Here is a 22,824-nt window from a genome sequence, read left to right on the forward strand (position 1 = left end):
TGAAGCGCACGTCCCGAAAAGGAAAACGAAAGGAAGAAGCGTGAGCACTTCCGTACCGGAGCAGCGACTGCGTCGCCGTTTCGACATGTGGGACAAGAACGGCGACGGCACCATCGACCGCACTGACTGGGAAGGCGAGGCAAAACGCATTCTGCTCGCCTTCGGAGAAACCGAGAGTTCCCCGAAGGGCCGGGCTCTCACTGACGCCTACCTCGGCATGTGGGATCACCTCGCGGGTCAGGCGGGGATCGACGGCGGCGGCGCCCTGGACTTCGACGCGTTCAAGGCCGTGGCGGCGGAGCAGGTACTCGACCGCGGGCAGGACGGCTTCGACCAGGTGCTGCGCCCGACGATCAGCGCGATCGCCGACCTGTGCGACACCGATGGCGACGGTCAGGTCAGCCCTCAGGAATTCCAGCGCTGGATCGTCGCCGTCGGCAGTGACGAGTCCACGGCGGGCACGGCGTTCAAGCTGATCGACACCGACGGCGACGGTCAGCTGTCCGTCGACGAGCTGATCGCGGCCGTACACCGCTACCACTCCGGCGAGCTGGAGTTCGCCCTGCTCTGACCCGTCCGGATCCACCGGTCCCCGCGTCCGGCGCTCCCCGGCCCACGAGGAGCGCCGGCGTACCACCCCCTGCCGGGCCGGCCCGATCCGCCTCGGCGCCACGAAAGGAACCATGTCCAGCGCATCCCCCGGACCGAGGAACGGCAGGCACGGCCGGGCGACCGGCACCGCGGACGACCCCTCGGTCAAGGTGCCCTTCTTCACCCAGGCCCGGACCTTCGAAGCGCTCTGGCCGGAGATCCGGTCCCGGCTCACCGAGGTCTTCGACGACGGCAAGTTCTCGCACGGCCGTCAGGTCGCCCGGTTCGAGGAGGCACTGGCCCGGTGGACCGGCGCACGCCACGCGGTCGGCGTGAACAGCGGCACCGACGCCCTGGCCCTGTTGCTGCGCGCCTGCGGCCTGCGGCCCGGCGACGAAGTCGTCGTCCCCGCCTTCACGTTCGTGGCCTCGGCCTCCTCCGTCGTACTGGCCGGCGGCCGCCCGGTCTTCGCCGACATCGATCCCGTCACCTACACGATCGACCCCAAGTCCGCGGCCGAAGCCGTCACTCCACGCACCCGCGTGATCATGCCCGTCCATCTGTTCTGCCAGATGGCCGACATGGACGCGCTGCTGGACGTCGCGCAGCAGCACCGGCTGACCGTGGTGGAGGACAGCGCCGAGGCCGTCGGCATGCGGTGGAACGGCGCCCACGCCGGGCTGCTCGGGGCCGGCGGTGTGCTCTCGTTCTTCCCCACCAAGACTCTCGGGGCCATCGGCGATGCCGGGGCGATTCTCACCGACGACCCCGAACTCGCCGAGACGGCGGCGGCGTTGCGCCACCACGGGCGCTTCGGCCGGACGCTGGCCCACTTCCCGGGCATCAGCAACGAGACCACCGTCAACGGCGTCAACAGCAAGATGGACGACATCCAGGCGGCCGTCCTCCTCGCCAAACTGACCCGGCTGCACGAGGACATCGCGCGCAGGGCCCGCCTCGCCGCCGCCTATACCGAACGGCTGGCAGGCACACCCGGCGTCCTCCGGCTGCCCACCGTGGTGCCCCGCACCGCGCGGACCGACCCCGTCTTCTACGTCTACCTCGTCGAGGTCGAGCGGCGCGACGAGCTGGCCGGGTACCTGGCCGGGCACGGCGTGGGCACCGAGACGTACTACCCGGTCCCGCTGCACCTCCAGGAGTGCTTCGCCCACCTCGGGTACCGGCGTGGCGACTTCCCCCATGCCGAGAGGGCCTGTGAGCGCACCCTCGCCCTCCCGCTCTACCCCGACATGGGCCTCGACGACGTCGACACGGTGTGCGACCTCGTCCGCCGCTTCACGACGAGGAGGCAGGCGTGACGGTTCCCTTCTTTCCCCCGGACCTCTTCGAGGACGACCGGCAGTTGCTCATGGACCTCGTCCACGACATCGGCACCGCACCGGAGCAGAGGTTCCTGCTCGGCGAGCACACCGCTCGCTTCGAGGAGGCCCTGCGCGACTCGCTCGGCGCCGCCGACGCCGTGGCCTGCTCCAGCGGCACCTCCGCGCTGACCCTCGTCCTGCACGCCATGGGCATCGGACCCGGCGACGAGGTCGTCGTACCGGCCTACGGCTGTGCTCCGCTGGCCAATACCGTCGCAGGGCTGGGGGCGACACCGGTGTTCGCCGACATCGACCCGTGGACGATGGTGGCCGACCCGGACGAGGTGGAACGGGCGATCACCGACCGGACCAGGGCGATCATGCCCGCGCACATGTTCTCCGTGATGGCCGACATGCCCCGCATGCGCGAGATCGCCCGGCGTCACGGAGTGCGCCTCGTCGAGGACTCGGCGGTCGCCCAGGGCGGCGTCCTCGACGGCCGCCCCGCCGGGACCTGGGGCGAGGCCGGAGTGTTCTCCTTCGTCCAGGTCAAGACCTTCGGGACAGCGGGCGAGGGCGGCGCCGTCGTCACCATGGACCCCGAACTCGCCCGTACGGTCAGGTCGTTGCGCAACCACGGGCAGAGTGAGCGGTTCGTCTACCCGCGCACCGGCTACAACAGCCGGTTCGACGAAGTGCTCGCCGCCTTCCAGCTCCACCGGCTCCCCCGCCTTCCCGAGCTGCTGGAGCGCCGGGCCCGCATCGCCGACCACTACACCGAACGCTTCACGCCGCTCGGCGAGCGTGGTGTGCTGCCCCCTCCGCCGGGCCGCAACGGCCGCTGCTTCTACGTGTACTCGCTGCTCGTCGAGGAGCGGGACGAACTGAAGCGGTATCTGGCCGACCGGGGCATCGAGAGCCACGTCTACTACCCGCTCCCGCTGCCGCACCAGGCGGCCTTCACCCGGTTCGCGCCCGCGGACCGGAGCTGGCCGCACGCGGAGAGCGCCGGCCGACGCCAACTGGCCATCCCGGTCCACCCCCGCCTCACCGACGCCCAGGTGGAGCACATCGCGGACACGGTCTGCGCCTACGCCGGGCTGAGCGGCAGCCGCTGACCGAACACACCTGAAGGAGCGGAGCAGATGACGACCCGCACCGAGGCCGGACCGTTCACGTCCGGAACGGCACGCCCCGAGAGCAAGCTGCGCAGCTATGCCCGGCTGGGCAAACTCGACGTCTACGACTACTACCCGAGCGTCGCCGTGGCACTGTCCGCGGTGCTGCTGCCCGTCTCCGGCCTGCGGCCCACGACGATCGTGACGCTCACCCTGTTCCTTCTCGGCGCGGTCTGCGTCGTCGTGGCGATGGTCGCCCTCGACGACGTGACCGGATACCGCGACGGCAGCGACGCCGCGAACTACGGTCCTGACGACCCGCTGCGCAACAAGCTGCGCAAGCCGCTCGTGGCGGGGACCCTGACCCTGCGCGAAGCGCTCGGTTTCGCGTGCGCCACCGCCGCTGCCGGCGCCGTCCTGTGGGCTGCCGCCGTGGCGATCGCACCGCACCCGCCCACCTGGGCCGTGGTGCTGGTCGTGGTCCTGTTCGTGGTCTCCGTCCAGTACTCCTACGGGCTGAAGATCAGCTACCACGGCTTCCAGGAGATCTTCCTCGCCGGACTGGGCGCGGCCCTGGTGACGGGCGCGTACGGGCTCGCGGCCGGCCACTTCTCCGGGTTCGTGCTGGTGCAAGGGGTGCTCTTCGGTTTCGGGCCGCTGCTGTTCGGTGTGTACTCCAACACCAACGACATCCCCGGGGACCGGGCCGTCGGGCGTCGCACCGTGGCGTGCCTGGTGTCACCCAAGGGCAACGCCGTCTTCATCGGGTCGCTCTCGGCGGCGGAGTTCCTGACCGGAGCCGTCGCCTCCGTCGCCGGGATCGCCCCGTGGTGGTTCGTGTTCCTGATGCTGCCCGTCACCGCGCTGCGCGTGCGGCAGTTCCTCACCGGCTTCCGCCAGGGGGACATCATGCGAGCCCGCAAGCTCGGGTTCCCCGCACACCGGGTCGGCACCGTGCTGCTGATCACGGCGAACCTGATCGTCGGCGCGGGGGCCACCGGATGAGCCCTGACCTCGACGTGGCCGTGGTCGGCGCGGGCATGGCGGGACTGACCACCGCACACGAACTGCGGCGCGCGGGCCTCCAGGTACGGGTCTACGAGCAGCACGAGCACGTCGGCGGCAGGATGCGCGGCTTCCGGCACGACGGATACACCATCGACGAGGGTGCCGAACAGATCTCGGAGCAGGGCTACCGCGCGACCTGGGAACTGCTGTCACGGCTGGGCGTGCCGCGAGGCGACGTGCCACGGATCGGCAAGTCGGTCGGTGTGTGGCGCGGCGGACGGGCCCACCCCGGAGTCGCGGACCCCTCCGCGGTGCTCACCGGTGCCGGGCTCTCGCCCCGGGCCCGGTTCGATCTCGCCCGGATCCTGGCCTGGACGGGTTCACACCGCCGGGAGTTCGACGCCGACCACCCCGAACGGACCCCGGCCGGGCACCTGACGGTCAGGGAGTTCGCGCGCCGGTACCACAGGGACGTGCACGACTACCTGTTGCAGCCGGTCGCCGGAAGCTTCTTCGGCTGGGACACGGCGCGATCCGCCGTCGCACCGATGCTCAGCCTGCTCCTGGAGGTGGGGCCGGCCACCGGCTGGCGGACGTACCGCGACGGCATGGACCTGCTCGCGCGGCGGCTGGCCGAGGGACTCGACGTGGTCACCGGCAGTCAGGTGCACGAGGTCGTCACCGAGGAAGGCCGCGTGCGGCTGCGCGTCGGGAACGACAGCGTCACGGCGCGCTCGGCGGTCCTGTGCGTGCCCGCCCCGGTCGCGGCGCGCCTGCATGCCAACGCCCCGGCCGACGAGCTCTCGTACCTGTCGGCCTGCACCTTCACCCCCACGCTCAAGGTCAGTTGCCTGCTGGACCGGCCGCTCGCACCCCCGTCCCGCAAGCCCCTGTACGTCCTGCTGACACCGGACGCGGAGGACGACGTGCTCTCCGCGATCATCGTGGACCACGCCAAGCACCCGGACCGGGCGCCCGCCGGCAAGGGACTGCTGACCCTGATGGCCGACGCCCGCGGCATCCCCGAACTGCTGGCCGCGCCGGAGCGGCAAACGGCCGAGCGGCTCGTGCGCGCAGCCACCCGGTACGTCCCCGGTCTGGACAAGAGCGCCGGGCGCCACTTCGTGCACGCCTTCACCCATGGCCTGCCGGAGGCCACCCCCGACGCCCTGCGCCGGCGCCGGCCGTTCATGGAGCGTGCCGTACGGCCGGTCGAGTACGCCGGGGACTGGGTGATGTTGCGGCCGGCCAGCGAAGGCGCCGTGCGCTCGGGCGTGCTCGCCGCCTCTCGCGTCCTCAGCCGGCTGCGGCCCCCGCGGTCGGCCGGACGGATCCGCCCAGCCTCCCGCCCGACCGAGGAGAACGTCTCGTGAAACCGCACGACATGGGCGTCCTGCTCGACGAGTGCGCCGAGCGACAGCTCGGCACGCGCGTCCACCTGGACCGGCCGTTCGACATCGACGCGGGCTCCCGGACCCACCACACGCTCCCGCAACTCGCCACGCTCGTACGGGAAGCGGCCGGCTGGCTGGCCGCCGCCGGGGCCGGTCCCGGCGACCGGGTGGCGATCGTCAAGGACAACCACTGGGACTACGACCTGCTGGCCTGCGCCGCCGTGCGCGTCGGCGCCGTCCCCGCGCAGCTGTCCGCGCACCTGTCCGGGGAAGTGCTGGGCACGCTGCTGGCCCGGCTCGGCCCCGCTCTGCTCGTCACGACGGCACACGTGCTGGAACGCGGCCGGAAGGAGGGCACCGACCTGGCCTCGACCGCACGGGCCACGCTGGTGCTGGACGGCGCCGTGCCGGGGACGCTGGGCATGGACGACGTACGCGGACACACCGCTCCCGGGCCGCACCGCCGCCACGACGACGAGCCGCTGGTGATCCACCACACGTCGGGCACCACCGGGGTGCCCAAGCTGGTGGTGCACTCCACCCGCACGATCGTCGGGAAGCTGGCACGGTTCGAGAGCGTGCGGTTGCCGCGGATCGGCCTGCGACGCACCGACGTCCTCGCCAACGCGAGCGCCTTCGCCCACGGCAGGACGTTCTGCTGGACCGCGAGCGCGCTGTGCATGGGCCCCGCCGCCATCTCGATCATCACCACGCAGGACCCGAACCTCGCCGACCCCGTGCTACGTGCCCGTCCGCCGACCGTCCTGGAGGCGCTGCCCGCCTCGTTCGTGCGCTTCCAGCCGCTGACCGAAGGACTGGACAACCCGTTCCGGCGCGTCCGCATGGTCATCAGCACGTACGACGCCGTGCATCCCCCCACCGTCCGTGCCTACCTCGGCGCGAGCCGGCACAAGAGGCCCGTGTGGATGGAGGGATGGGGGCAGACCGAGACGGGACCGCTGACCTTCCGCTTCCACACCCGGCAGTCCGTCCGCCGGGCGTCGGGCGGGGCCGGAACCCGGAACCTCGGACGTCCGGTGCCCGTGAAGACACGGCTGCGGGTGGTCGACCCCCACACCTTCCGGCCCCTGCCGTCGGGGCAGGCGGGTCTGGTGCTGGCCAGGACCGCCGCCCGTGCCCTGGGCTACGTCGGAGAGGAGGACCGCTGGTCGGCCAAGAGCCACGGTGGCTGGTGGAACACCGGCGACATCGGCGCGCGCAACCGCGACGGCAGCATCGAACTCCTCGACCGGGAGGTGGACCGAACCCCGCAGCTCAGCTGCCTGCGCACCGAGGACCTCCTGGAGGCCCGGCTGCCGAACGCCCTGGAGTGCGTCGTCCTCGCCGAGCCCGGCCGGGATCCGCTGCCCGTCGTGGTCACCGCCGACGGCCGTGTCGACCCGGCCCGCTGGAAGGAAGCGGTGCGTGACCTGCCGCCGCTGCGCGAACCGGTCGCACTCACCTGGGACCAGGTACCGCGCACCGGCACCGGCAAGGTGCGGCGACGGGAGCTGCTGCACCGCCTGACCGGACGTACCGGCACCTACGGCTCCGGCCGGTGGACCTGACACCGGGGACGAGGGAGAGACGACATGCGCGAGAGCCAGGGCCCGGCCCCGGGCTACGCCTTCGACAACGACAGCGTGCACAGCGACGAACTGCACCGCTGCCTCACCGACGCCTACGACGCCATGACCTTCGCACGGCTCGCCGAGACCGGCGTCACCACCGGGTGGCGGTGCCTGGACGTCGGCTCCGGGAGCGGCAGCGTGGCCCGGTGGCTAGCCGAACGCGTCGCCCCCACCGGCGAGGTCACGGCCACCGACGTCAAGCCGCACCACCTCCAGGGAGGGCCGTGCCTGACCGCGGTCGAGCACGACGTGGTGAGGGATCCGCTCCCCGAGGCGGCCTTCGACCTCGTCGTCGCCCGTCTCGTCCTCCAGCACCTGCCCGAGCGGCTCGCCGTCCTCGGCAAACTGGTGCGCGCCCTCAAGCCCGGAGGGTGGCTGCACATCGAGGAGTTCGACGCCTCCTACGAACCGCCCCTGCTCACCCCGGACGAGGCCTCCGCGCGGCTCTACTCGGCCTTCCTCGACGCCAAGTGCGCCATCCTGCGGGCCCGTGGCGGAGACCCCCACTGGGCCCGGAACGCGCCGGCCGCCATGCGTGCCGCGGGGCTCGTCGACATCGACCCGCGACCCCGCATCGAACTGCGCACCCCGGGGTCGCCGGGCCTGCGCATGCAGCTCAACCACACCTACCACCTGCGGGACGAACTCCTGGCCGCGGGCCTGACCGAGGCGCAGCTGGCGGACGTACGGGCGCTGATGCGGGACCCGTCGTTCTGCGCCGCGTCCAGCGTCGTCTACTCGGTGCACGGCCGGCGCCCGCAGGCGGACGCGGCGGACGACGGCCCGCGGCCGCTGCCGGAGGACGCCCGATGACGCTCTGCGTGCCGCGCGGCGGAGACCCGGCCACGGCCACGGCGCCGGTGGCCGCCGGGGTCGCGGCACACCTCCTCGACCTGGTGGGCGACCCCGCCACCGCCACCGTCGGCTGGGAGATCGACTGGCAGGGCCCGCTGTCCGTCCCGCTGGCCGATGAGCGGGCCGTCCAGGCGGCCTGCGGGATCATGCACGTCCACGGCCGGGCGGCCGGACGCCCGGCACCGCTCGCCGTCGACTACGCCTCCACGGTGGCGGGCGTCCTGGCGGCCCAGGGAGTCTGCGCGGCACTCCTCGCGCGGGCCGGCGGCGCCGACGTGACACAGGTACGGACGTCGGTCGGTCAGGCCGCGCTGCTGGCCCTCGCCCAGTACCTCGCGGCGGCGACCGCGGACGGCGACGACCCGGCGGACGGCCACCCGTCACGCGCCGGCTCGGGGGAGGAGCCCGCGCCTGCCGACTGCTCCTTCGTCTGCGCCGACGGCGTGCGCTTCGAACTCGAAGCCCTCGACGCCGAGCGATGGCTGGACTTCTGGCGGTTGCTCGGCGCGGACCGGGCCGACACCGGACGCGGATGGCGGTCGTTCCAGCAGCGGTTCGCCACCGCCACCTGCGTGCTGCCCCCCGCGCTGTCCGCGACCGTGCGGCGTGCCTCGTTCACGGACGTCCGGTCGGCGGCGGACCGGTCGGGCGCCGCCGTGCTGCCCGTACGGCAAGACCCCCTCCCGCCCACGCCGACGCCCCCGTGGACCCTCACACCGTTCCCGGAGCCGGGCGCGACCACGACCGACAGGGCCGGTGCGGCCGCCGCGCCCCTGGCGGGACTGCTGGTCGTCGAGTCGGCACGACGGGTCCAGGGGCCGATGGCCGGCCACGTCCTGCGGCTCCTGGGCGCCGACGTCGTACGGATCGAACCGCCCGGCGGTGACCCGATGCGCGGCATCCCCCCGACGGCGGGCACGACGTCGGCCCGCTTCAGCGCCCTCAACGCCGGCAAAGCCGTCACGGAGATCGACTTCACCACCGACGCGGGACGGCGGGCCGTCCGCGCACTCGTGTCCGAGGCCGACGTCTTCCTGCACAACTGGGCGCCGGGCAAGGCGGCCCGGCTCGGGCTGGACGCCGAAGACCTGCGTACGGCGCGCCCCGGGCTGGTGTACGCGTGGGCATCCGGCTGGGGCGACGCCCTGGGGCCGCAACCACCCGTGGGGACCGACTACCTGGTCCAGGCGCACAGCGGCCTCGCCGCCGCCGTGCGGCCCGCGGACGAGCCGCCCGCGCCCTCCCTGATGACGCTCACCGACGTCCTCGGCGGACTGATCTGCGCGCAGGGCGTACTGGCGGCACTGCTGGCACGGCGTCGTACCGGAAGGGGCGCTCGCGTGGACTCCTCCCTGTACTCCGCCGCCGCCCTCGTTCCCCGCAGGCGGAGACGTTCCGAAGCACCGGACCGCCCGCTGCGCACCCGGGACGGGTACGTCTCACTGGGGCCGCGGGCACGGGAGCGGCCGGAGCGCCTCGCGCGAGCGCTCGGCCTCGGCGCCTCGGCGGGCGCGGACGCGATCACCTCCCGGGCCCGGACGCGGCCCACCGCCGACTGGCTGCCAGAGCTGGCGGCAGCGGGCGTGGCCGCCACGCCGGTGTGCACCAGCCTCTCGGACCTGGCCCGCGACCCGCGGTTCGCTCCGGCGCTGACCGTCGGGGAGTACGCGGCACCCCTCGCACCCTGGGAGTTCTCATGAGGGCCGGATGGACATCCAACGCCGGCGTCGAGATCCGTGACCTGGTGCCGGCCCCGGTGCGGCGCGCCTGGTCCGAAGCGGGCCACTGCCCCGACCGTGACCTGTACACGCTGTTCTCCGGGCACGTACGGCGGCACCCCGGCCGGACGGCCGTCATCGACTCGGCGGGCACGGCGGACTACGCCGAACTCGACGCCCGGGTACGGCACATCGCGGCCCGGCTTGCCGAACACGGCCTGGGCGAACGGGACATCATCGCCGTACGGGTGCCGAACGGGCGCGACGCGGTGGCCGCGGAACTCGCGGTCGCCGCGATCGGAGCGGTGGCACTGCCCTATCCGCCGGGGCCCGGCAGCCGGGGGCCGGCGAGCCTGCTCGCCCGCGCCCGCGCCCGCGCGGTCATCGTCGCCCGTCCCTCCGACGCGGTGGCACACGCTCACCTCCCTCACCTCGAAACGGTGTTCACCCTGGGGGAGGGGCATCGGGCAGTGCAGTCACTCGCGGCGCCGGCGCGGCGGCCCTTCGTCCCGCGCCCCGTCGACCCCGAGGCACCCGCCCGGATTCTGGTCTCCTCCGGCTCGGAGGCCGAACCCAAGATGGTGGCCTACTCCCACAACGCGATGGCCGGCGGCCGCGCCGCCTACGTACGCGCCCTGCACGCCGGGGACGGCCCGATGCGCAACCTCGTGCTCGTCCCGCTGGCCTCCTCCTTCGGCTCCTGCGGCACATCCGTCACCCTCGCCGCCCTCGGCGGAACGCTGCTGGTGCAGGCGTCCTTCGACCCGGCCGCGGCCCTCCGCATGATCGTCGAGCACCGTCCCACACACGTCTTCGGCGTGCCCACGATGCTGCACCGCATCGCCGAACAACCCCCCACACCCGGCGAGGACTTCACCGGCCTCCAAGCCGTCGTGTCCAGCGGAGCGGCTCTCCCGGAAGCCACCGCCGAGGCGTGCCGCGCCCGCTTCGGCCGCCGTGTCATCACCGTCTACGGATCGTCCGACGGCGTGAACTGCCACACCGCCGCCACCGGGCTCCGGCCCGAGGCGGGCACCGGACGTCCCGACCCGGCCGTGGCGCGGATCCGCATCACCGACGACACCGGTGCCCCGGTACCGGCCGGACAGCCCGGTGAGATCTGCGCCAGAGGCCCCATGACACCCCTGAGCTACGTCGCCGACCCCGGCCTGGACGCCCGGTACCGCACTGCGACCGGCTGGGTGCGCACCGGCGACCGCGGGTTCCTGGACGAACACGGCAGGCTCCACGTACTGGGCCGCATCAAGCAGATCGTCGTACGAGGCGGCTACAACATCAGCCCGGCGGAGGTGGAACGCGAACTCGCCGCGCACACCGCCGTGGCCGAGGTGGCCTGCGTCGGTGTGCCCGACCCGGAACTGGGGGAGCGCCTGTGCGCGTGCATCCGGGAGAGGCCGGGCGCGCCCGTACCCGACCTGGGCGAACTCGCTGTCTTCCTGGAGTCCCAGCGCGGCCTCGAACGCCGCAAGCTCCCCGAACTCCTGCTGCGCGTCGCGGAGATGCCCCTCGGACCCACCGGAAAGATCTGCCGCAGCACCCTCGCGCTCCTGGCCGCCCGTGAGACCTCCGCCGGCCGCTGACCGCCCACAACCAGGGAGCGACATGAACAGCGTTGCCGTCATCGGACTCGGATACACCGGCCTCCCCCTGGCCCGCGAGGCGTGCCGCGCCGGTATGCGTGTCACAGGCATCGATGAGAACCCGTCCGTCACCGCGTCCCTGAACTCGGGCCGCTCACACGTCCCCGACGTCACCGATGCCGACCTCGCCGCCATGCTGGACGCCGGTTTCCGGGCCTCCGCCGACGAGAGCCCGCTGGCGGAGGCCTCGGTCGCCGTGATCTGCGTGCCCACACCACTGGACGACACCGGCGGACCCGATCTCTCCCACGTGCGGCGCGCCGCCTCCGCCCTCGGGGACCGGCTGAAACCCGGCACCCTCGTCGTCCTGGAGTCCACGTCCTTCCCGGGCACCACGGACGACGTCGTCCGTGGCATCGTGGAGCAGGCCTCCGGACTCAATGCCGGAACGGACTTCTCCCTCGCCTTCTCACCCGAGCGCATCGACCCGGGCAACCAGACCTTCGGGGTGCGCAACACCCCACGCGTCGTGGGTGGCTGCACCCGAAGGTGCACGGCGGTCGCGGCCGACTTCTTCCGGCACCTGTGCGACCGAGTCGTGGAGGCGGGCTCCGCACGCGAGGCCGAACTGGCGAAACTCCTGGAGAACACCTACCGCAACGTGAACATCGCCCTGGTCAACGAACTCGCCGTCGCCGCCCGGGCACTGGGAGTCGATGTGTGGGAGGCTCTCGACTGCGCACGCACGAAACCATTCGGTTTCCAGGAGTTCCGGCCGGGACCGGGGGTGGGTGGGCACTGCATCCCGGTCGATCCCGTCTATCTCACGCACTGGGCGCGCACCGGCGGGACCCCGCTGCGGCTGGTCGAGCTCTCGCAGGAGGTCAACGCCGGGATGCCGGCGCATGTCGTGCGGCGTGCCGAGCACTTGCTGAACGAGCGGGGACGTGCCCTGCGGGAGGCGCGGGTGCTGCTCGTCGGAGTGACCTACAAGCGCAACAGCACGGATCTGCGGGCCACCCCGGCCGCCGCGATCGTCCGGCTGATGCGACAGAGCGGCACCGACGTCACGTATCACGACCCGTACGTGGACGCCTGGTCGCCGGGCGGCGAACCCGTGAAGCGGTCCGTCGACGCCCTGGCTGCCGCCACGGACGCGGACCTCACGATTCTGGTGCAGGACCACGACGCCGTTCCGCTGGACCGGTTGCCCGAGTACGCCCGACTGCTGCTGGACACCCGGGGCCGGCTGCGCGGCACCCGCGCCCATCAGCTCTGAGACCGGGGCGCTGAAGAGCATCACTACCGTGCGATGAGCCGCTGTTCGAGGTCGCGCAGGTCCTTGCGGAGGGAGGAGCGCACCTGGCGGGCCAGGAGCGGCGCGGCCAGCCGGTAGAAGCCGCCTTCGCCGCCCCGGACGCGAATGCGGGCCCGTGTGCCGTGTACGTCCGGCTCGAAGGCGTACGTGACGTGCATGGGCATCGGGCCGGCTACGGAGATCATGTCCAGCAGGCGGGGCGGTTCGTACGCGGCCACGCGCAGGACGTAGTCGATGCGCCGGCCGAGGAAGTATGCCGTCCGGGTGACCTCGGCACCCGCGCCGAACCCGCCTTCATCCGCTTCGCGGGTCAGCTCCGCGGTGCGGATGCCCTGGGTCCACTCGGCGTCATGACGCCAGTCCATGGCGTACTCGGCCACCTGTTCGGGCGGGAGCGGGATCACGCGCTCCACGGACACGTCGATCGTCATGGCGCCGCCGCCTTTGTCCTCGACTGGCTGGATCCGGGGGATGCCTTCCGTGTCCAGCGTCGTCGATACCGGAGGCGGGCGCACGACGAGCGCGCCGAGTCGTCCTGCGCGGTCAGGCCTTTGCGAGATGTCCCCCGCCCACGCCAAGGACCCCGCGACGGTGCGGGTGGCGCTGCGCGTCCATCGCGACGCCTGCGTCACGGCGTTCGTGCAGAAGTCGAACTTCGACGTCCGGGCCAACGGGCCGTACCCGGAGACCGGCTGCTTCGAGCCGCCCTACGGCCACTGACCAGGGCGTCGCACAGCGCTGTGGCCGGAGGCCGTCTCCTCAGGGGGCGAGGAGACGGCCTCCGGCGCGCGCCGTCGCTCAGAGCACCTCGGCCCGCCCCGTCGTGTCGTCGAGGAACCCGCCCGACTGGTGCTGCCACAGCTTCGCGTAGGCACCGTCGATCGTGAGCAGCTCCTGGTGCGTGCCCTGCTCGACGATCCGTCCGCGGTCGAGGACGACGAGCTGGTCCATGGAGGCGACCGTGCTCAGCCGGTGCGCCACGACCAGCGCGGTCCGCCCGTCCATGAGCCGCCACAACGCCTCCTGCACGAGGATTTCGCTCTCCGAGTCCAGCGCGCTGGTCGCCTCGTCGAGCAGCAGGATCGGCGCGTCGCGCAGGATCGCCCGGGCGAGAGCGACGCGCTGGCGCTGACCGCCGGACAGCTTGATGCCGCGCTCGCCCACCATGGTGTCGAAGCCGTCCGGCAGCGCGTCGGCGAACTCCGTGACATGGGCCGCCTCGGCCGCGCGGCGGATCTCGGCCTCGGTGGCGTCCGGCCGGGCGAACGCGATGTTGTCCCGCAGGGTGCGGTGGAACATCGCCGGGTCCTGCGGCACGTACGCGATCTGGCCGCGCAGGTCGGCCTGGCGCAGCCGGCTGATGTCCTGACCGCCGACCAGGATGCGGCCGCCGTCGATGTCCGTCATCCGCAGCAGCAGCCGGGTCAGGGAGGTCTTGCCGCCGCCCGACCGGCCGACCAGACCGACCCTCGCCCCGCTCGGCACGTCCAGGTCGAGACCCTCGAACAACGGCCTGCCACCCCGGTGCGCGAAAGTCACCTTCTCGAAGCGGATGCCGGCGGACCGGGGCCGCAGCGGTTCCGGCGACGGCGGGTCGAGGACCGTGGGAGGCGTCAGGAGCAGCTCGGTGAACTGCGCGGCCTCCGTCATCGAGCTCTCCAGCCGGCGGTATATCTGGTTGAACTCGAACATGATCCGGGTCGCGTTGCTGTAGTAGGTGAAGGCGACCACGATCGCCTCCACGCCGTTGCCGCTCCCGGCGAGCGTGACGGCGAGCAGCAGACCCATCGCGTTGGTCAGCACCGACATCGGCGCGACCAGCGTGTCGATGCGGAGGTTGCCGTAGTCCCACGACCGCAGCGTGAGCCGGCGCGACGTGGCGACCCGGGAGCGGTGCTCGGCGGCCTCGCGCTCCTCCGCGGCGAACGCCCGCACCGTGTCCATGTTCATCAGGCTGTCGGCGACGTGGCCCGACACCCGGGCGATCGCCTCCTCACGCAGGTCGACCAGCGCCTGGCGGCGCCGGATGAGAGGCACGACCAGCACCCCGGTCAGGGCGATCATCACCAGCAGTCCGACCACGAGGAGGGGTTCGTAGCGCCACAGCACCACCGCCCCGAACGCCAGCGGTACGAAGCTGCCCACGATCTGGAACGTCAGCGTGTCCACGAACTGCTCGAAACGCGAGGCGAAGCTCAGGACGCGCTTGGTCAGCGAACCGGCGAAGTTGTCGTGGAAGAACGCGGCGTCCTTGGCGAACAGCTCGTCCATCCCGATCACGTACAGGTGCTCGATGCCCAGGGCGTCGAGGCGGTTGAGGCAGTGCAGGGCGACGCGCCACAGTGCCTCCGCGAACAGCAGGACCCCGGCGAAGCCGAGGACGTACGGCAGTGCCGAGTCGAAAGTGACGTCCCTGTCGTCGGCGATGTCGCCGACGAGCTTGGCGACGATCAGCGGCGCGACGTAGTTGATTCCGATGTTGCCCAGCGCCATGAACAGCATCGCGGGTGCCGTCAGCCGGCGGAGCCTGGCCAACTCCCGTCCGTAGTAACGAAGTGCGAGAAGTACCGAGCGTTTGCCCGGCTGAACCCTGCGCGTTCCAGGCTTTTCCATCCCACCCCTGTGTCGTTCTGTGGCCGCCCGCCACGCGCTGGTGCGGGCAGGGGCCATCGCCGCAACGGATGTGTGGAGATTCGGGTCGAGTCCGGAAGTGTCCCGCGATAGCGCCCGCGGCGTCCAAGTGTTTTCCGGCCCGGCGGTGGTGCGCAGGGAGCGCCAAGAGGCACGGTCGGCGGACTCGGGGCGGTACGGGGCGGTGGTGCGGGCCGGCCGGGCGGTTCAGGGACGTGAGTGCGCGGGGGTGTCGGTAGGGCCACCCCCGCATCGGGTGTCCAGGCCCAGGGACGGGCCGTGCCGGGGGCGGCAGCATGTGTGTCGTCGGCGACCGGCCGACGAGCGATCCGCCACCGGACTTCGGGGGACCCCCATGAACGAGACCTTCGCCAGGCGCCTGACGGGCCTCGCCGGCATCGCCGCCGCGGCCGCCCTCATCATCGAGGTGCCGCTGTACTTCATCTACTCCGGTCCGCCGCCGGACGCGAACGTCCTCGGCAGGCTGCTGCTCGCGATCTTCGCGCTGGCGTTCCTGATCGTGTTCGTGACGGCCTTCCGCGAGCTGGTCAAGCGGGTGAACCCGGCCTACGAGTGGGTGGGTTCGATGGCCTTCGCCACCGGACTGGTCTACGCGACGGTCACCCTGGTCTCCAGCGGCCTGGAAGCCGGCGCGGTCATCGCCGCCGACCGTTCGATCGACCCGACCATCACGGTCAGCGGCACCTACATCCTCTACGGGACGATCGGCCGGGTGCTGCTGGCGCTGTTCCTGGCCACGGTGGGCTTCGGCATCTCCCGTACGAACCTGCTGCCGCGCTGGACCGGCCGCTCCGCCTACGTCCTGGCCGGTGTCAATCTGGCCTTCGTGCCGTCCTTGTTCTTCGGCAACGACCCGGCGGACTTCTACGCGGCGAACGGCTGGGGCACCACCGCATCTATGGGGGCGATCCTCAGCTACTGGCTGCTCGCGCTGGGTATCTCGACGTACCGCAGCGCCACTGCGCGGGCCGGTCTCCCCGCTCAGCCCAGGTAGAGCGGCAACGTCGAGGCCAGAGCGCCCAGGTCAGCCCGCTCCGCCTCGGTCGGCGCCCGCCGCCCCGTGCCCACCAGCAGCGCGTCCGCGTCGGAGAACGACGGGGGGAACGCGCTCCCGGCGATCTGCTCCAGCATCTCGCGGGACCGGGCGAGCCCCTCGGCGGGCGGCGGCGCGGCGTCCGGGAGGTGGGCGATCAGGTCGAGATGGTGCAGCGTCCACTCCATGACGTACGTGGAGAGGTAGTCGCCCACGGTGAGAACCTCGTCGCGGGTGCCGACCCTGAGACCGGGGCCGGCGAGCTCCGCCGCGCGGCCCGCGGCGGAGCCGACGTCGTCCAGGTGGAACTTGAGCAGGTGCGGTTCCCCGTACGCGGCGGCCAGCCGGACGGTCAGCGCATCGAGCGGGTCGTCTCCGGTCGGCGGCGTGTCGGAGATCTCCCAGTAGCTCAGTGCGTCACGGGTCGGTTCCCCGTCGGCGGGGGTGGCGAGGGTGATCAGGACGTCCTGCGCGTCGATGACCAGATGGCACACCAGGTCCCGCACCAGCCAGCCGGTACAGCCGGACGGCCGGGCGAAGTCCTCGTCGGCCAGCTCGGCGACCGCGGCGCGCAACGCCGACCAGGAGCTTGAGAAGAGATCCACACCGGCAACGTAGGCCGTGCCGCGCGGGCGGACAAGCGGATTGCGGACGGCAGGACCGCCCGAGCGACAGCGCCGTCGGGCACGACTGTTGACGCCGGCCCGGCCGGCGCGCCACGGTGAGTGACGTGGCAAGCGCGGTGCATCACCGAAGCCTGAGATCCGAAGGTGGTGGGCATGGCCATGATGGGGAGGTCCGAAACGCCGGCTGCGACGGGCGCGGGCGTGGAGCGCCTCGTCTCGCCGGTCAACTCGTACACCGAGTGGGACCCGTTGGAGGAGATCATCGTCGGGCGTCTCGAGGGCGCGACGATCCCTTCGGACCACCCGGTGGTGAGCTGCAACGTGCCGCCCTGGGCCGGGCGGTTGCAGGGACTCGCCGCCGGTTTCCGGTATCCGCGCGTGCTCGTCGAGCAGGCGCAGCAGGAGATCGACGGGTTCGTCGCCCTGCTGGAGTCCCTCGGCGTCACGGTCAGGCGGCCGGACGTGGTCGACCACCGGCGCCGCTTCGCCACCCCCGACTGGTCCTCCCGGGGCTTCTGCAACACCTGTCCGCGGGACAGCATGCTCGTGATCGGCGACGAGATCATCGAAACCCCGATGGCCTGGCCGTGCCGGTACTTCGAGACCCACTCCTACCGCCCGCTCCTCAAGGACTACTTCCGCCGCGGCGCGCGCTGGACGGCGGCACCCAAGCCGCAGCTCACGGACGAACTGTTCGATCCGGACTTCCAGGTCCCGAAGGACGGCGAGCCCATGCGGTACATCCTCACCGAGTTCGAGCCGGTCTTCGATGCGGCGGACTTCGTCCGGGCCGGGCGGGACCTCTTCGTCACGCGCAGCAACGTCACCAACGGGATGGGCATCGACTGGCTGCGCCGCCATCTCGGGCCGGGGTACCGCATCCACGAGATCGAGAGCCGTTGCCGCACGCCCATGCACATCGACACGACCTTCGTCCTGCTCGCTCCCGGAAAGGTGCTGGTCAACCCCGAGTACATCGACGTCGGCCGGCTGCCCGGCATCCTGAGCTCCTGGGACGTCCTGGTCGCCCCCGAGCCCGACCCGATCGACGAGACGCTGCTCAAGGTCACGTCGATGTGCGGCAAGTGGCTCAGCATGAACGTGCTCATGATCGACGAACGGCGGGTGATCGCGGAGCGGCACCACACCGGCATGCTGCGGGCCCTGGAGAAGTGGGGCTTCGAGCCGATCCCGTGCGACCTGCTGCACTACGCGCCGTTCGGCGGCTCGTTCCACTGCGCGACGCTCGACGTCCGGCGCCGCGGCTCCCTCGAGTCCTACTTCGACTGACCGAGGTCACCGCGCCGACTCCCGCTGTGCGGGCTGCCTGAGCCCCTCAGTCTCCGGGCGCCCCTCGGACTCCCGGCGCGCCCAGCCGCCCGGCCGCGAGGGCGGCGAGTTCCGCAGGCGTACGCGGCCCCGGCTCCGTGCCGGTCAGCAGCCCCTGCGCGCGGAGGAGTTCCGCCGCGGCGGCTCCCCACGGCAGCCGCAGCCCCGCCTCCCGGAGGAGATCGGTGCGGGACAGTGCGGCGGGGGCGGGCCCGGTGCGGACTCCGGACGGGGTGAGGAGCGCCGCGTCGTCGGCCCAGCGCAGGGCGAGGTCGACGTCGTGGGTGGCCATCACCACCGTGGTGCCGGCCGCACGGAGTCCGTCGAGCGTGGTGAGGAGCCGTTCCTGGCCGTCGGGGTCGAGTCCGGCCGTCGGCTCGTCGAGGATGAGGACACGGGGGCGCATGGCGACCGCGCCCGCGATGGCGGTGCGTTTGCGCTGCCCGTAGGAGAGCAGATGGGTGGGCCGGTCGGCCAGGGCGGTGATGTCCAGGGCGGTGAGCGCCTCCGCCACCCGCGCCCGCACCTGGGTGTCGTCCAGACCGAGGTTCAGCGGCCCGAACGACACGTCCTGCTCGACGGACGCCGCGAAGAGCTGGTCGTCCGGGTCCTGCACCACCAGCTGGACGGTCGTCCGCAGCCGGGTCAGGCCCTTGCGGTCGTACGTCACCGGCTGCCCGTCGACCGTCAGCCGGCCCTCGTGGGGCCGCAGTCCGCCGCTGAGGAGCCGCATCAGCGTGGTCTTGCCGCTGCCGTTGCGGCCGAGCAGCGCGAGCGCGCGCCCCTCGCGGATCCCGAAGTCCAGGCCGCTGAGCACGGCCGGGCCGTCCTCGTAGGCGAAGGACGCGCCCCGCAGGGCGACGAGGGCGGGCTCGCTCATGTCAGCGGCCTTTCCAGTACGAAGGTGAGGACGGCCAGCGCCGCGAGGAGTACGCAACTGGCCGTCGTGAAGCGGACGGAGACCCGGGCCTCGGGCACCAGGACGCGCAGGGTGCCGTCGTAGCCGCGCCCGGCGAGACCGGCCTGGAGGCGGACCGCCCGGTCGAAGGCCCGGACGAAGGCGGTGGCCCCGAGACCGCCCAGGGAACGCCAGGCGGCGGCCCGCGTGGTGTGCCCGAGCCGGGCCGCCTGCGCGTCACGGACCCGGCGCACGGAGTCCAGCAGCAGGAAACTCATCCGGTACGTCACGAGCGCCACGTCGACGACCGGCGCCGGCACCCCGGCCCGGACCAGCCGCGGCAACAGGTCGGACATGGGCGTGGTGAACGCGAACAGCAGCACCCCCAGGGATGCCGCCGAGGTGCGCAGCAGCAACTCCCCGGCCCGGACCGGCCCGTCACCGGCGAGCGAGACGAAGCCGCCCGGCCCGCCGACCTGCACGAGCAGGGTCAGCGCGCCGGTCACGCAGAAACCCAGCGGCACCCGGTAGGCCCGCCACAGCCGGCGCCAGGGCACGCCCGCCGGACCCAGCAGCACCACCAGGGCGGTCAGCAGCACCAGAGCCGCGCCCGGCCAGGGCGGCAGCGAGATCGCCAGCAGGGTCAGACCCAGCCCGAGCACGGCCTTGTCCACGGGATGGCGGCGGCGCCAGCGACTGCTGTGCGCCGCCGCGTCGATCGGCAGCACGCGGCTCAGGCCCCTTCGGCCGTGGACTCCTCGGCCGTGCCCCCGGCCGCCCGGCTCCCGGAGTCCCGCTCCCGCTCCAGCGCCCGCTGCTCACCCTGCCGCCTGCCCCGGCGCAGGCCGAAGTAGTAGGCGAGGACACCGGCGCCGAGGGCCGCCTGGAGGGAGAACAGCGCCGACTCGATCTCACCGGACGGCGGCTCGTACAGGGGCGAGAACCAGGGCTTGTAGTCCGGCTCGATCTCGGTGATCGCCGTCTCGGCCTCGCCGTCGGAGCCCGCGAACGGCTCCTTCTTGTGGTCGCCGAGGCCGAGCGCGAGCGGCAGCACGGCGAGCGCGGCCACGGCGAGCAGCAGCAGGAGGTTGATCTTCGTGTTCCTGCTCATCGGGCCACCGCCTCGGTCTCGCTCCGGGACTCCTTCGCGGCCAGGAGCACACCCAGCCGGGTCAGTTCGCCCTTGCTGGACTGCACCAGCAGCCGCATCACGAGCACCGTCAGCAGTCCCTCGCTCACCGCGAGCGGGATCTGGGTGACGGCGAAGATGGAGCCGAACTTGCCGAGCGCGCCCAGGAACCCGCTGCCCGGGTCGGGGAACGCGAGCGCGAGCTGCACGCTGGTGACGCAGTAGGTGGACAGGTCGGCGACGAACGCGGCGAAGAACACGGCGACCATCAGCGGCACGCCGTAGCGGCGCAGCAGGCGGTACACCGCGTAGCCGGCCCAGGGCCCGACGATCGCCATGGAGAAGACGTTGGCGCCGAGCGTCGTCAGACCGCCGTGCGCGAGCAGCAGCGCCTGGAAGAGCAGGGTGATGGTGCCCAGCACCGCCATGACGGGGGGCCGGAACAGGATGGCTCCCAGGCCCGTGCCGGTGGGGTGGGAGCAGCTGCCGGTGACGGACGGCAGTTTCAGCGCGGACAGGACGAACGTGAAGGCGCCCGAGGCGCCGAGGAGCAGGGTGCTCTCGGGGTGCTCGCGCACCTCACGGGTGAGCGACCGGACTCCGTGGAGGACGAACGGCGCAGACGCGGCGCCCCAGGCGACCGCGTGCGCCGGCGGCAGGAAACCCTCGGCAATGTGCATGGCTCAGCAGACCCTCTCCAGCACCTCGTGGATGGTTGACGCGCCTTGGCCGGTCTCCTGGCTCACGGGTCCCACCGCCCGTACTCCGCCTTCCCGGGTCCGTGAGAACCCAGTGGCTGCCCGCTAGGGCTGGAGCCGGACTTCCCGATCACAGTGGCGAGGGCCGCACCGGCATCACACCGGATTTCCCGTTCACCAAGGCGTGGTGACAGTAATGCCGAGATAAGGGCCATGACAAGCCAGCCGAGGGGGCGCGCGGAAGGGCGCGTGAGGGGGCCACCGCTCACACACCGGCGCAGGACGGCTCAGTCGTCACCCTCGTCGTCCTCGTCCTCCCCGTTCCCCCACGAGCGCGGAGCCTGTTCCTGCTTGGGCTTGTCCGTCTCCTCCGGCGGGCTGCTGTTGGTCTCCTGCGCCGGGCTCTCGGGGGCGCTCGTCGCTTCGGCGGGGGCCGGGGAATCGGGTGCCGTGGTGGAGGGGGTGACATCGGCCACTGCGCCGGCGGTCGGAGTCGTGGCGGCCGCCGGGGCGGAGGCCAGAGGATCGGCGGAGTCGGCGGAGTCGCCGGGCGAGGGGGCGGCCGGGCTGCTCGCGGACGGGGACGCGTCGGGTTCCGTGCCCTCCGTCGCGGTGTTGTCGGGCGAGAACCACAGCATGCCGGCGAGCATCGCGGCGAGGAAGACGGCCGCCGCGGCCACCACCGCTGCCGTTCTCCGGTGGTCGCCGAGACCGCTGCGGGGCGCGGCGCGACGGGAACGCCCGCCCCGGGCGGTGCGAGACCCCGTGGGCAGCGCGTACGTGGCCGGGGCGCCGCTGTCGGCTGCCGCGTACGGTCTCGGCCCGGCGGACGGCACCGGGGACGCCGCCTCCGGCAGCGGCTCGGGCAGCCCCCGCCAGGCGCCGCCGGCGAACCACTCGGCGGCCTGCTGCGCCGTGGGCCGGTCCTCGGGCTGCTTGGCGAGCAGGGCGAGGAGGTAGCTCTCAAAGGCGGGCGGCAGACCGGCGACACCGAGTTCGCGGGGCGGTACGGGGGCGTTGTCGAGATGCTGGTGGAGGAGTGCGACGGCGGTGTCGGCCTGGAACGGCGGGCGGCCGCTGAGGAGCTGGTAGAGCACGCACCCCAGGGAGTACATGTCGGAAGCGGGACCCGCGGGCCGGCCCAGGGCCCGTTCGGGCGCGAGGTAGAGGCCCGTGCCGACGATCTGACCGGTGGCGGTGAGCGCGGCGCCCGGGTCGTCGAGGAAGCGCGCGATGCCGAAGTCGCCGATCTTCAGCGTGCCGCCCGCGTCCAGCAGGAGGTTGGCGGGTTTGACGTCCCGGTGCACGATGCCCTGCTGGTGCGCGGCGGCGAGCCCGGCGGCGGCCTGCGCGGCGAGTCGGGCCACGCGCTCGGCGGGAAGCGCGCCCGAGACGGACAGCACCCGGGCGAGGCTGTCGCCCTCGACCAGCTCCATCACCAGGTACAGCCGGTTGTCGTACTCGCCGAAGTCCAGGACCCCTACCAGGTTGGGGTGGTTGAGACGCCCGGCCGTCTGGGCCTCCAGGCGGAACCGGGAGGCCGCCGTGGCGTCGGTGTCCTGGGGCAGCAGCAGCTTGACGGCCACCGCTCTGGCGAGTGTCTCGTCGTACGCACGCCAGACCTCGCCCATTCCGCCGCGCCCGATCTCAACGTCCAGCCGGTAGCGGCCCGCTAGCAGCACTCGTCCTCGTCCTATGCTCGTGGGAAGGTCCTCGCCGCAGGCCGCAACTCCCCGCGTCGGAGCGGGGGTTGGTGGGGGGTGCCGCAGCCGACCCAGGATACTGGCGTCGCGTGACCACAGTTCCCCGGTGCGGTGTCGTGGGACGGTACGGTCCCGGAAAACGGGGAGCGGAGTCCCGTCCCACCGGGGTGACGCTGCGGCGCGCGTGGTTGCCGCGACTT

General features: G+C 72.5%; 21 protein-coding genes and 1 riboswitch. Of the genes, 13 read left to right on the top strand and 8 right to left on the bottom strand.

Features of this window, described 5'->3' with window-relative positions:
• Window positions 1-40: 40 nt before the first annotated feature.
• From ACH4G3_RS21530 to ACH4G3_RS21575, 10 genes are all read left to right on the top strand, one after another.
• The gene (locus ACH4G3_RS21530; protein WP_397626008.1) at window positions 41-571 is read left to right on the top strand and encodes an EF-hand domain-containing protein; all 531 of its coding nucleotides are present in this window, start codon (window positions 41-43) and stop codon (window positions 569-571) included.
• Between the two features lie 112 nt (window positions 572-683).
• The gene (locus tag ACH4G3_RS21535) at window positions 684-1,910 is read left to right on the top strand and encodes a DegT/DnrJ/EryC1/StrS family aminotransferase (RefSeq protein ID WP_397626009.1); all 1,227 of its coding nucleotides are present in this window, start codon (window positions 684-686) and stop codon (window positions 1,908-1,910) included.
• Entirely contained in the window at window positions 1,907-3,031 is a 1,125-nt protein-coding gene (locus tag ACH4G3_RS21540; RefSeq protein WP_397626010.1) for a DegT/DnrJ/EryC1/StrS family aminotransferase, read from the top strand. Before ACH4G3_RS21535 ends, ACH4G3_RS21540 begins: the two co-directional genes overlap by 4 nt.
• Before the next feature lie 27 nt (window positions 3,032-3,058).
• The gene (locus tag ACH4G3_RS21545) at window positions 3,059-4,036 is read left to right on the top strand and encodes a UbiA family prenyltransferase (RefSeq protein ID WP_397626011.1); all 978 of its coding nucleotides are present in this window, start codon (window positions 3,059-3,061) and stop codon (window positions 4,034-4,036) included.
• Entirely contained in the window at window positions 4,033-5,412 is a 1,380-nt protein-coding gene (locus tag ACH4G3_RS21550; RefSeq protein ID WP_397626012.1) for a protoporphyrinogen/coproporphyrinogen oxidase, read from the top strand. The genes ACH4G3_RS21545 and ACH4G3_RS21550 overlap by 4 nt, the downstream gene beginning before the upstream one ends.
• A gap of 11 nt (window positions 5,413-5,423) precedes the next feature.
• Entirely contained in the window at window positions 5,424-7,001 is a 1,578-nt protein-coding gene (locus tag ACH4G3_RS21555) for an AMP-binding protein (RefSeq protein ID WP_397626186.1), read from the top strand.
• Window positions 7,002-7,025: 24 nt separating this feature from the next.
• Window positions 7,026-7,877, top strand: coding sequence for a methyltransferase domain-containing protein (locus tag ACH4G3_RS21560; RefSeq protein WP_397626013.1), 852 nt, complete (start codon window positions 7,026-7,028; stop codon window positions 7,875-7,877).
• Window positions 7,874-9,619: a CoA transferase gene (locus tag ACH4G3_RS21565; protein ID WP_397626014.1), complete on the top strand. Its 1,746-nt coding sequence runs from the start codon at window positions 7,874-7,876 to the stop codon at window positions 9,617-9,619. Before ACH4G3_RS21560 ends, ACH4G3_RS21565 begins: the two co-directional genes overlap by 4 nt.
• Window positions 9,616-11,238 (top strand): class I adenylate-forming enzyme family protein, encoded by a 1,623-nt coding sequence (locus ACH4G3_RS21570; protein WP_397626015.1) that lies wholly within the window; start codon window positions 9,616-9,618, stop codon window positions 11,236-11,238. Before ACH4G3_RS21565 ends, ACH4G3_RS21570 begins: the two co-directional genes overlap by 4 nt.
• A gap of 22 nt (window positions 11,239-11,260) precedes the next feature.
• Window positions 11,261-12,517, top strand: coding sequence for a nucleotide sugar dehydrogenase (locus tag ACH4G3_RS21575; protein WP_397626016.1), 1,257 nt, complete (start codon window positions 11,261-11,263; stop codon window positions 12,515-12,517).
• 23 nt (window positions 12,518-12,540) lie between these two features.
• Here ACH4G3_RS21575 and ACH4G3_RS21580 read toward each other — a convergent pair whose 3' ends face one another.
• Window positions 12,541-12,987 (bottom strand): SRPBCC family protein, encoded by a 447-nt coding sequence (locus ACH4G3_RS21580; RefSeq protein ID WP_397626017.1) that lies wholly within the window; start codon window positions 12,985-12,987, stop codon window positions 12,541-12,543.
• A 127-nt stretch (window positions 12,988-13,114) separates the two neighbouring features.
• Here ACH4G3_RS21580 and ACH4G3_RS21585 point away from each other — a divergent pair, with 127 nt between their 5' ends.
• Window positions 13,115-13,276, top strand: a complete 162-nt coding sequence (locus ACH4G3_RS21585) for a hypothetical protein (protein WP_397626018.1) — start codon at window positions 13,115-13,117, stop codon at window positions 13,274-13,276.
• A 78-nt stretch (window positions 13,277-13,354) separates the two neighbouring features.
• On the opposite strand, the gene ACH4G3_RS21590 is transcribed toward ACH4G3_RS21585, so the two are convergent.
• Window positions 13,355-15,169: an ABC transporter ATP-binding protein gene (locus tag ACH4G3_RS21590; RefSeq protein WP_397626019.1), complete on the bottom strand. Its 1,815-nt coding sequence runs from the start codon at window positions 15,167-15,169 to the stop codon at window positions 13,355-13,357.
• 373 nt (window positions 15,170-15,542) lie between these two features.
• Here ACH4G3_RS21590 and ACH4G3_RS21595 point away from each other — a divergent pair, with 373 nt between their 5' ends.
• Complete coding sequence (locus tag ACH4G3_RS21595) at window positions 15,543-16,202, top strand: hypothetical protein (protein ID WP_397626020.1); 660 nt, start codon at window positions 15,543-15,545, stop codon at window positions 16,200-16,202.
• Here ACH4G3_RS21595 and ACH4G3_RS21600 read toward each other — a convergent pair.
• Window positions 16,190-16,846 (bottom strand): maleylpyruvate isomerase N-terminal domain-containing protein, encoded by a 657-nt coding sequence (locus ACH4G3_RS21600; RefSeq protein WP_397626021.1) that lies wholly within the window; start codon window positions 16,844-16,846, stop codon window positions 16,190-16,192. The two genes, ACH4G3_RS21595 and ACH4G3_RS21600, sit on opposite strands and share 13 nt — an antisense overlap.
• A 180-nt stretch (window positions 16,847-17,026) precedes the next feature.
• Here ACH4G3_RS21600 and ACH4G3_RS21605 point away from each other — a divergent pair, with 180 nt between their 5' ends.
• A complete protein-coding gene (locus ACH4G3_RS21605) occupies window positions 17,027-18,157 on the top strand; it encodes an amidinotransferase (protein WP_397626187.1) in 1,131 nt (376 codons plus the stop codon).
• 46 nt (window positions 18,158-18,203) lie between these two features.
• Here ACH4G3_RS21605 and ACH4G3_RS21610 read toward each other — a convergent pair whose 3' ends face one another.
• The 5 genes from ACH4G3_RS21610 to ACH4G3_RS21630 form a co-directional block, all read right to left on the bottom strand.
• Window positions 18,204-19,076 carry an energy-coupling factor ABC transporter ATP-binding protein gene (locus tag ACH4G3_RS21610; RefSeq protein ID WP_397626022.1) on the bottom strand — a complete coding sequence of 291 codons (873 nt, stop codon included), beginning with the start codon at window positions 19,074-19,076 and terminating at the stop codon, window positions 18,204-18,206.
• The gene (cbiQ, locus tag ACH4G3_RS21615; protein ID WP_020277151.1) at window positions 19,073-19,822 is read right to left on the bottom strand and encodes a cobalt ECF transporter T component CbiQ; all 750 of its coding nucleotides are present in this window, start codon (window positions 19,820-19,822) and stop codon (window positions 19,073-19,075) included. The genes ACH4G3_RS21610 and cbiQ overlap by 4 nt, the downstream gene beginning before the upstream one ends.
• 5 nt (window positions 19,823-19,827) lie before the next feature.
• A complete protein-coding gene (locus ACH4G3_RS21620) occupies window positions 19,828-20,205 on the bottom strand; it encodes an energy-coupling factor ABC transporter substrate-binding protein (RefSeq protein ID WP_397626023.1) in 378 nt (125 codons plus the stop codon).
• Window positions 20,202-20,903 carry an energy-coupling factor ABC transporter permease gene (locus ACH4G3_RS21625; RefSeq protein ID WP_397626024.1) on the bottom strand — a complete coding sequence of 234 codons (702 nt, stop codon included), beginning with the start codon at window positions 20,901-20,903 and terminating at the stop codon, window positions 20,202-20,204. The genes ACH4G3_RS21620 and ACH4G3_RS21625 overlap by 4 nt, the downstream gene beginning before the upstream one ends.
• Window positions 20,904-20,933: 30 nt before the next feature.
• Window positions 20,934-21,118: riboswitch (cobalamin riboswitch) on the bottom strand.
• Between the two features lie 90 nt (window positions 21,119-21,208).
• Window positions 21,209-22,603 (bottom strand): serine/threonine-protein kinase, encoded by a 1,395-nt coding sequence (locus ACH4G3_RS21630; RefSeq protein WP_397626025.1) that lies wholly within the window; start codon window positions 22,601-22,603, stop codon window positions 21,209-21,211.
• Window positions 22,604-22,824 lie beyond the last annotated feature (221 nt).

The sequence above is a fragment of the Streptomyces afghaniensis genome (assembly GCF_044327915.1).
GTDB lineage: Bacteria > Actinomycetota > Actinomycetes > Streptomycetales > Streptomycetaceae > Streptomyces > Streptomyces afghaniensis.

Coding starts and splice junctions, on each gene's coding strand:
- ACH4G3_RS21535 (WP_397626009.1), top strand. CDS start 684: ATGTCCAGCGCATCCCCCGGACCGAGGAACGGCAGGCACGGCCGGGCG.
- ACH4G3_RS21545 (WP_397626011.1), top strand. CDS start 3,059: ATGACGACCCGCACCGAGGCCGGACCGTTCACGTCCGGAACGGCACGC.
- ACH4G3_RS21550 (WP_397626012.1), top strand. CDS start 4,033: ATGAGCCCTGACCTCGACGTGGCCGTGGTCGGCGCGGGCATGGCGGGA.
- ACH4G3_RS21555 (WP_397626186.1), top strand. CDS start 5,424: ATGGGCGTCCTGCTCGACGAGTGCGCCGAGCGACAGCTCGGCACGCGC.
- ACH4G3_RS21560 (WP_397626013.1), top strand. CDS start 7,026: ATGCGCGAGAGCCAGGGCCCGGCCCCGGGCTACGCCTTCGACAACGAC.
- ACH4G3_RS21565 (WP_397626014.1), top strand. CDS start 7,874: ATGACGCTCTGCGTGCCGCGCGGCGGAGACCCGGCCACGGCCACGGCG.
- ACH4G3_RS21570 (WP_397626015.1), top strand. CDS start 9,616: ATGAGGGCCGGATGGACATCCAACGCCGGCGTCGAGATCCGTGACCTG.
- ACH4G3_RS21575 (WP_397626016.1), top strand. CDS start 11,261: ATGAACAGCGTTGCCGTCATCGGACTCGGATACACCGGCCTCCCCCTG.
- ACH4G3_RS21580 (WP_397626017.1), bottom strand. CDS start 12,987: ATGACGATCGACGTGTCCGTGGAGCGCGTGATCCCGCTCCCGCCCGAA.
- ACH4G3_RS21585 (WP_397626018.1), top strand. CDS start 13,115: ATGTCCCCCGCCCACGCCAAGGACCCCGCGACGGTGCGGGTGGCGCTG.
- ACH4G3_RS21590 (WP_397626019.1), bottom strand. CDS start 15,169: ATGGAAAAGCCTGGAACGCGCAGGGTTCAGCCGGGCAAACGCTCGGTA.
- ACH4G3_RS21595 (WP_397626020.1), top strand. CDS start 15,543: ATGAACGAGACCTTCGCCAGGCGCCTGACGGGCCTCGCCGGCATCGCC.
- ACH4G3_RS21605 (WP_397626187.1), top strand. CDS start 17,027: ATGATGGGGAGGTCCGAAACGCCGGCTGCGACGGGCGCGGGCGTGGAG.
- ACH4G3_RS21610 (WP_397626022.1), bottom strand. CDS start 19,076: ATGAGCGAGCCCGCCCTCGTCGCCCTGCGGGGCGCGTCCTTCGCCTAC.
- ACH4G3_RS21620 (WP_397626023.1), bottom strand. CDS start 20,205: ATGAGCAGGAACACGAAGATCAACCTCCTGCTGCTGCTCGCCGTGGCC.
- ACH4G3_RS21625 (WP_397626024.1), bottom strand. CDS start 20,903: ATGCACATTGCCGAGGGTTTCCTGCCGCCGGCGCACGCGGTCGCCTGG.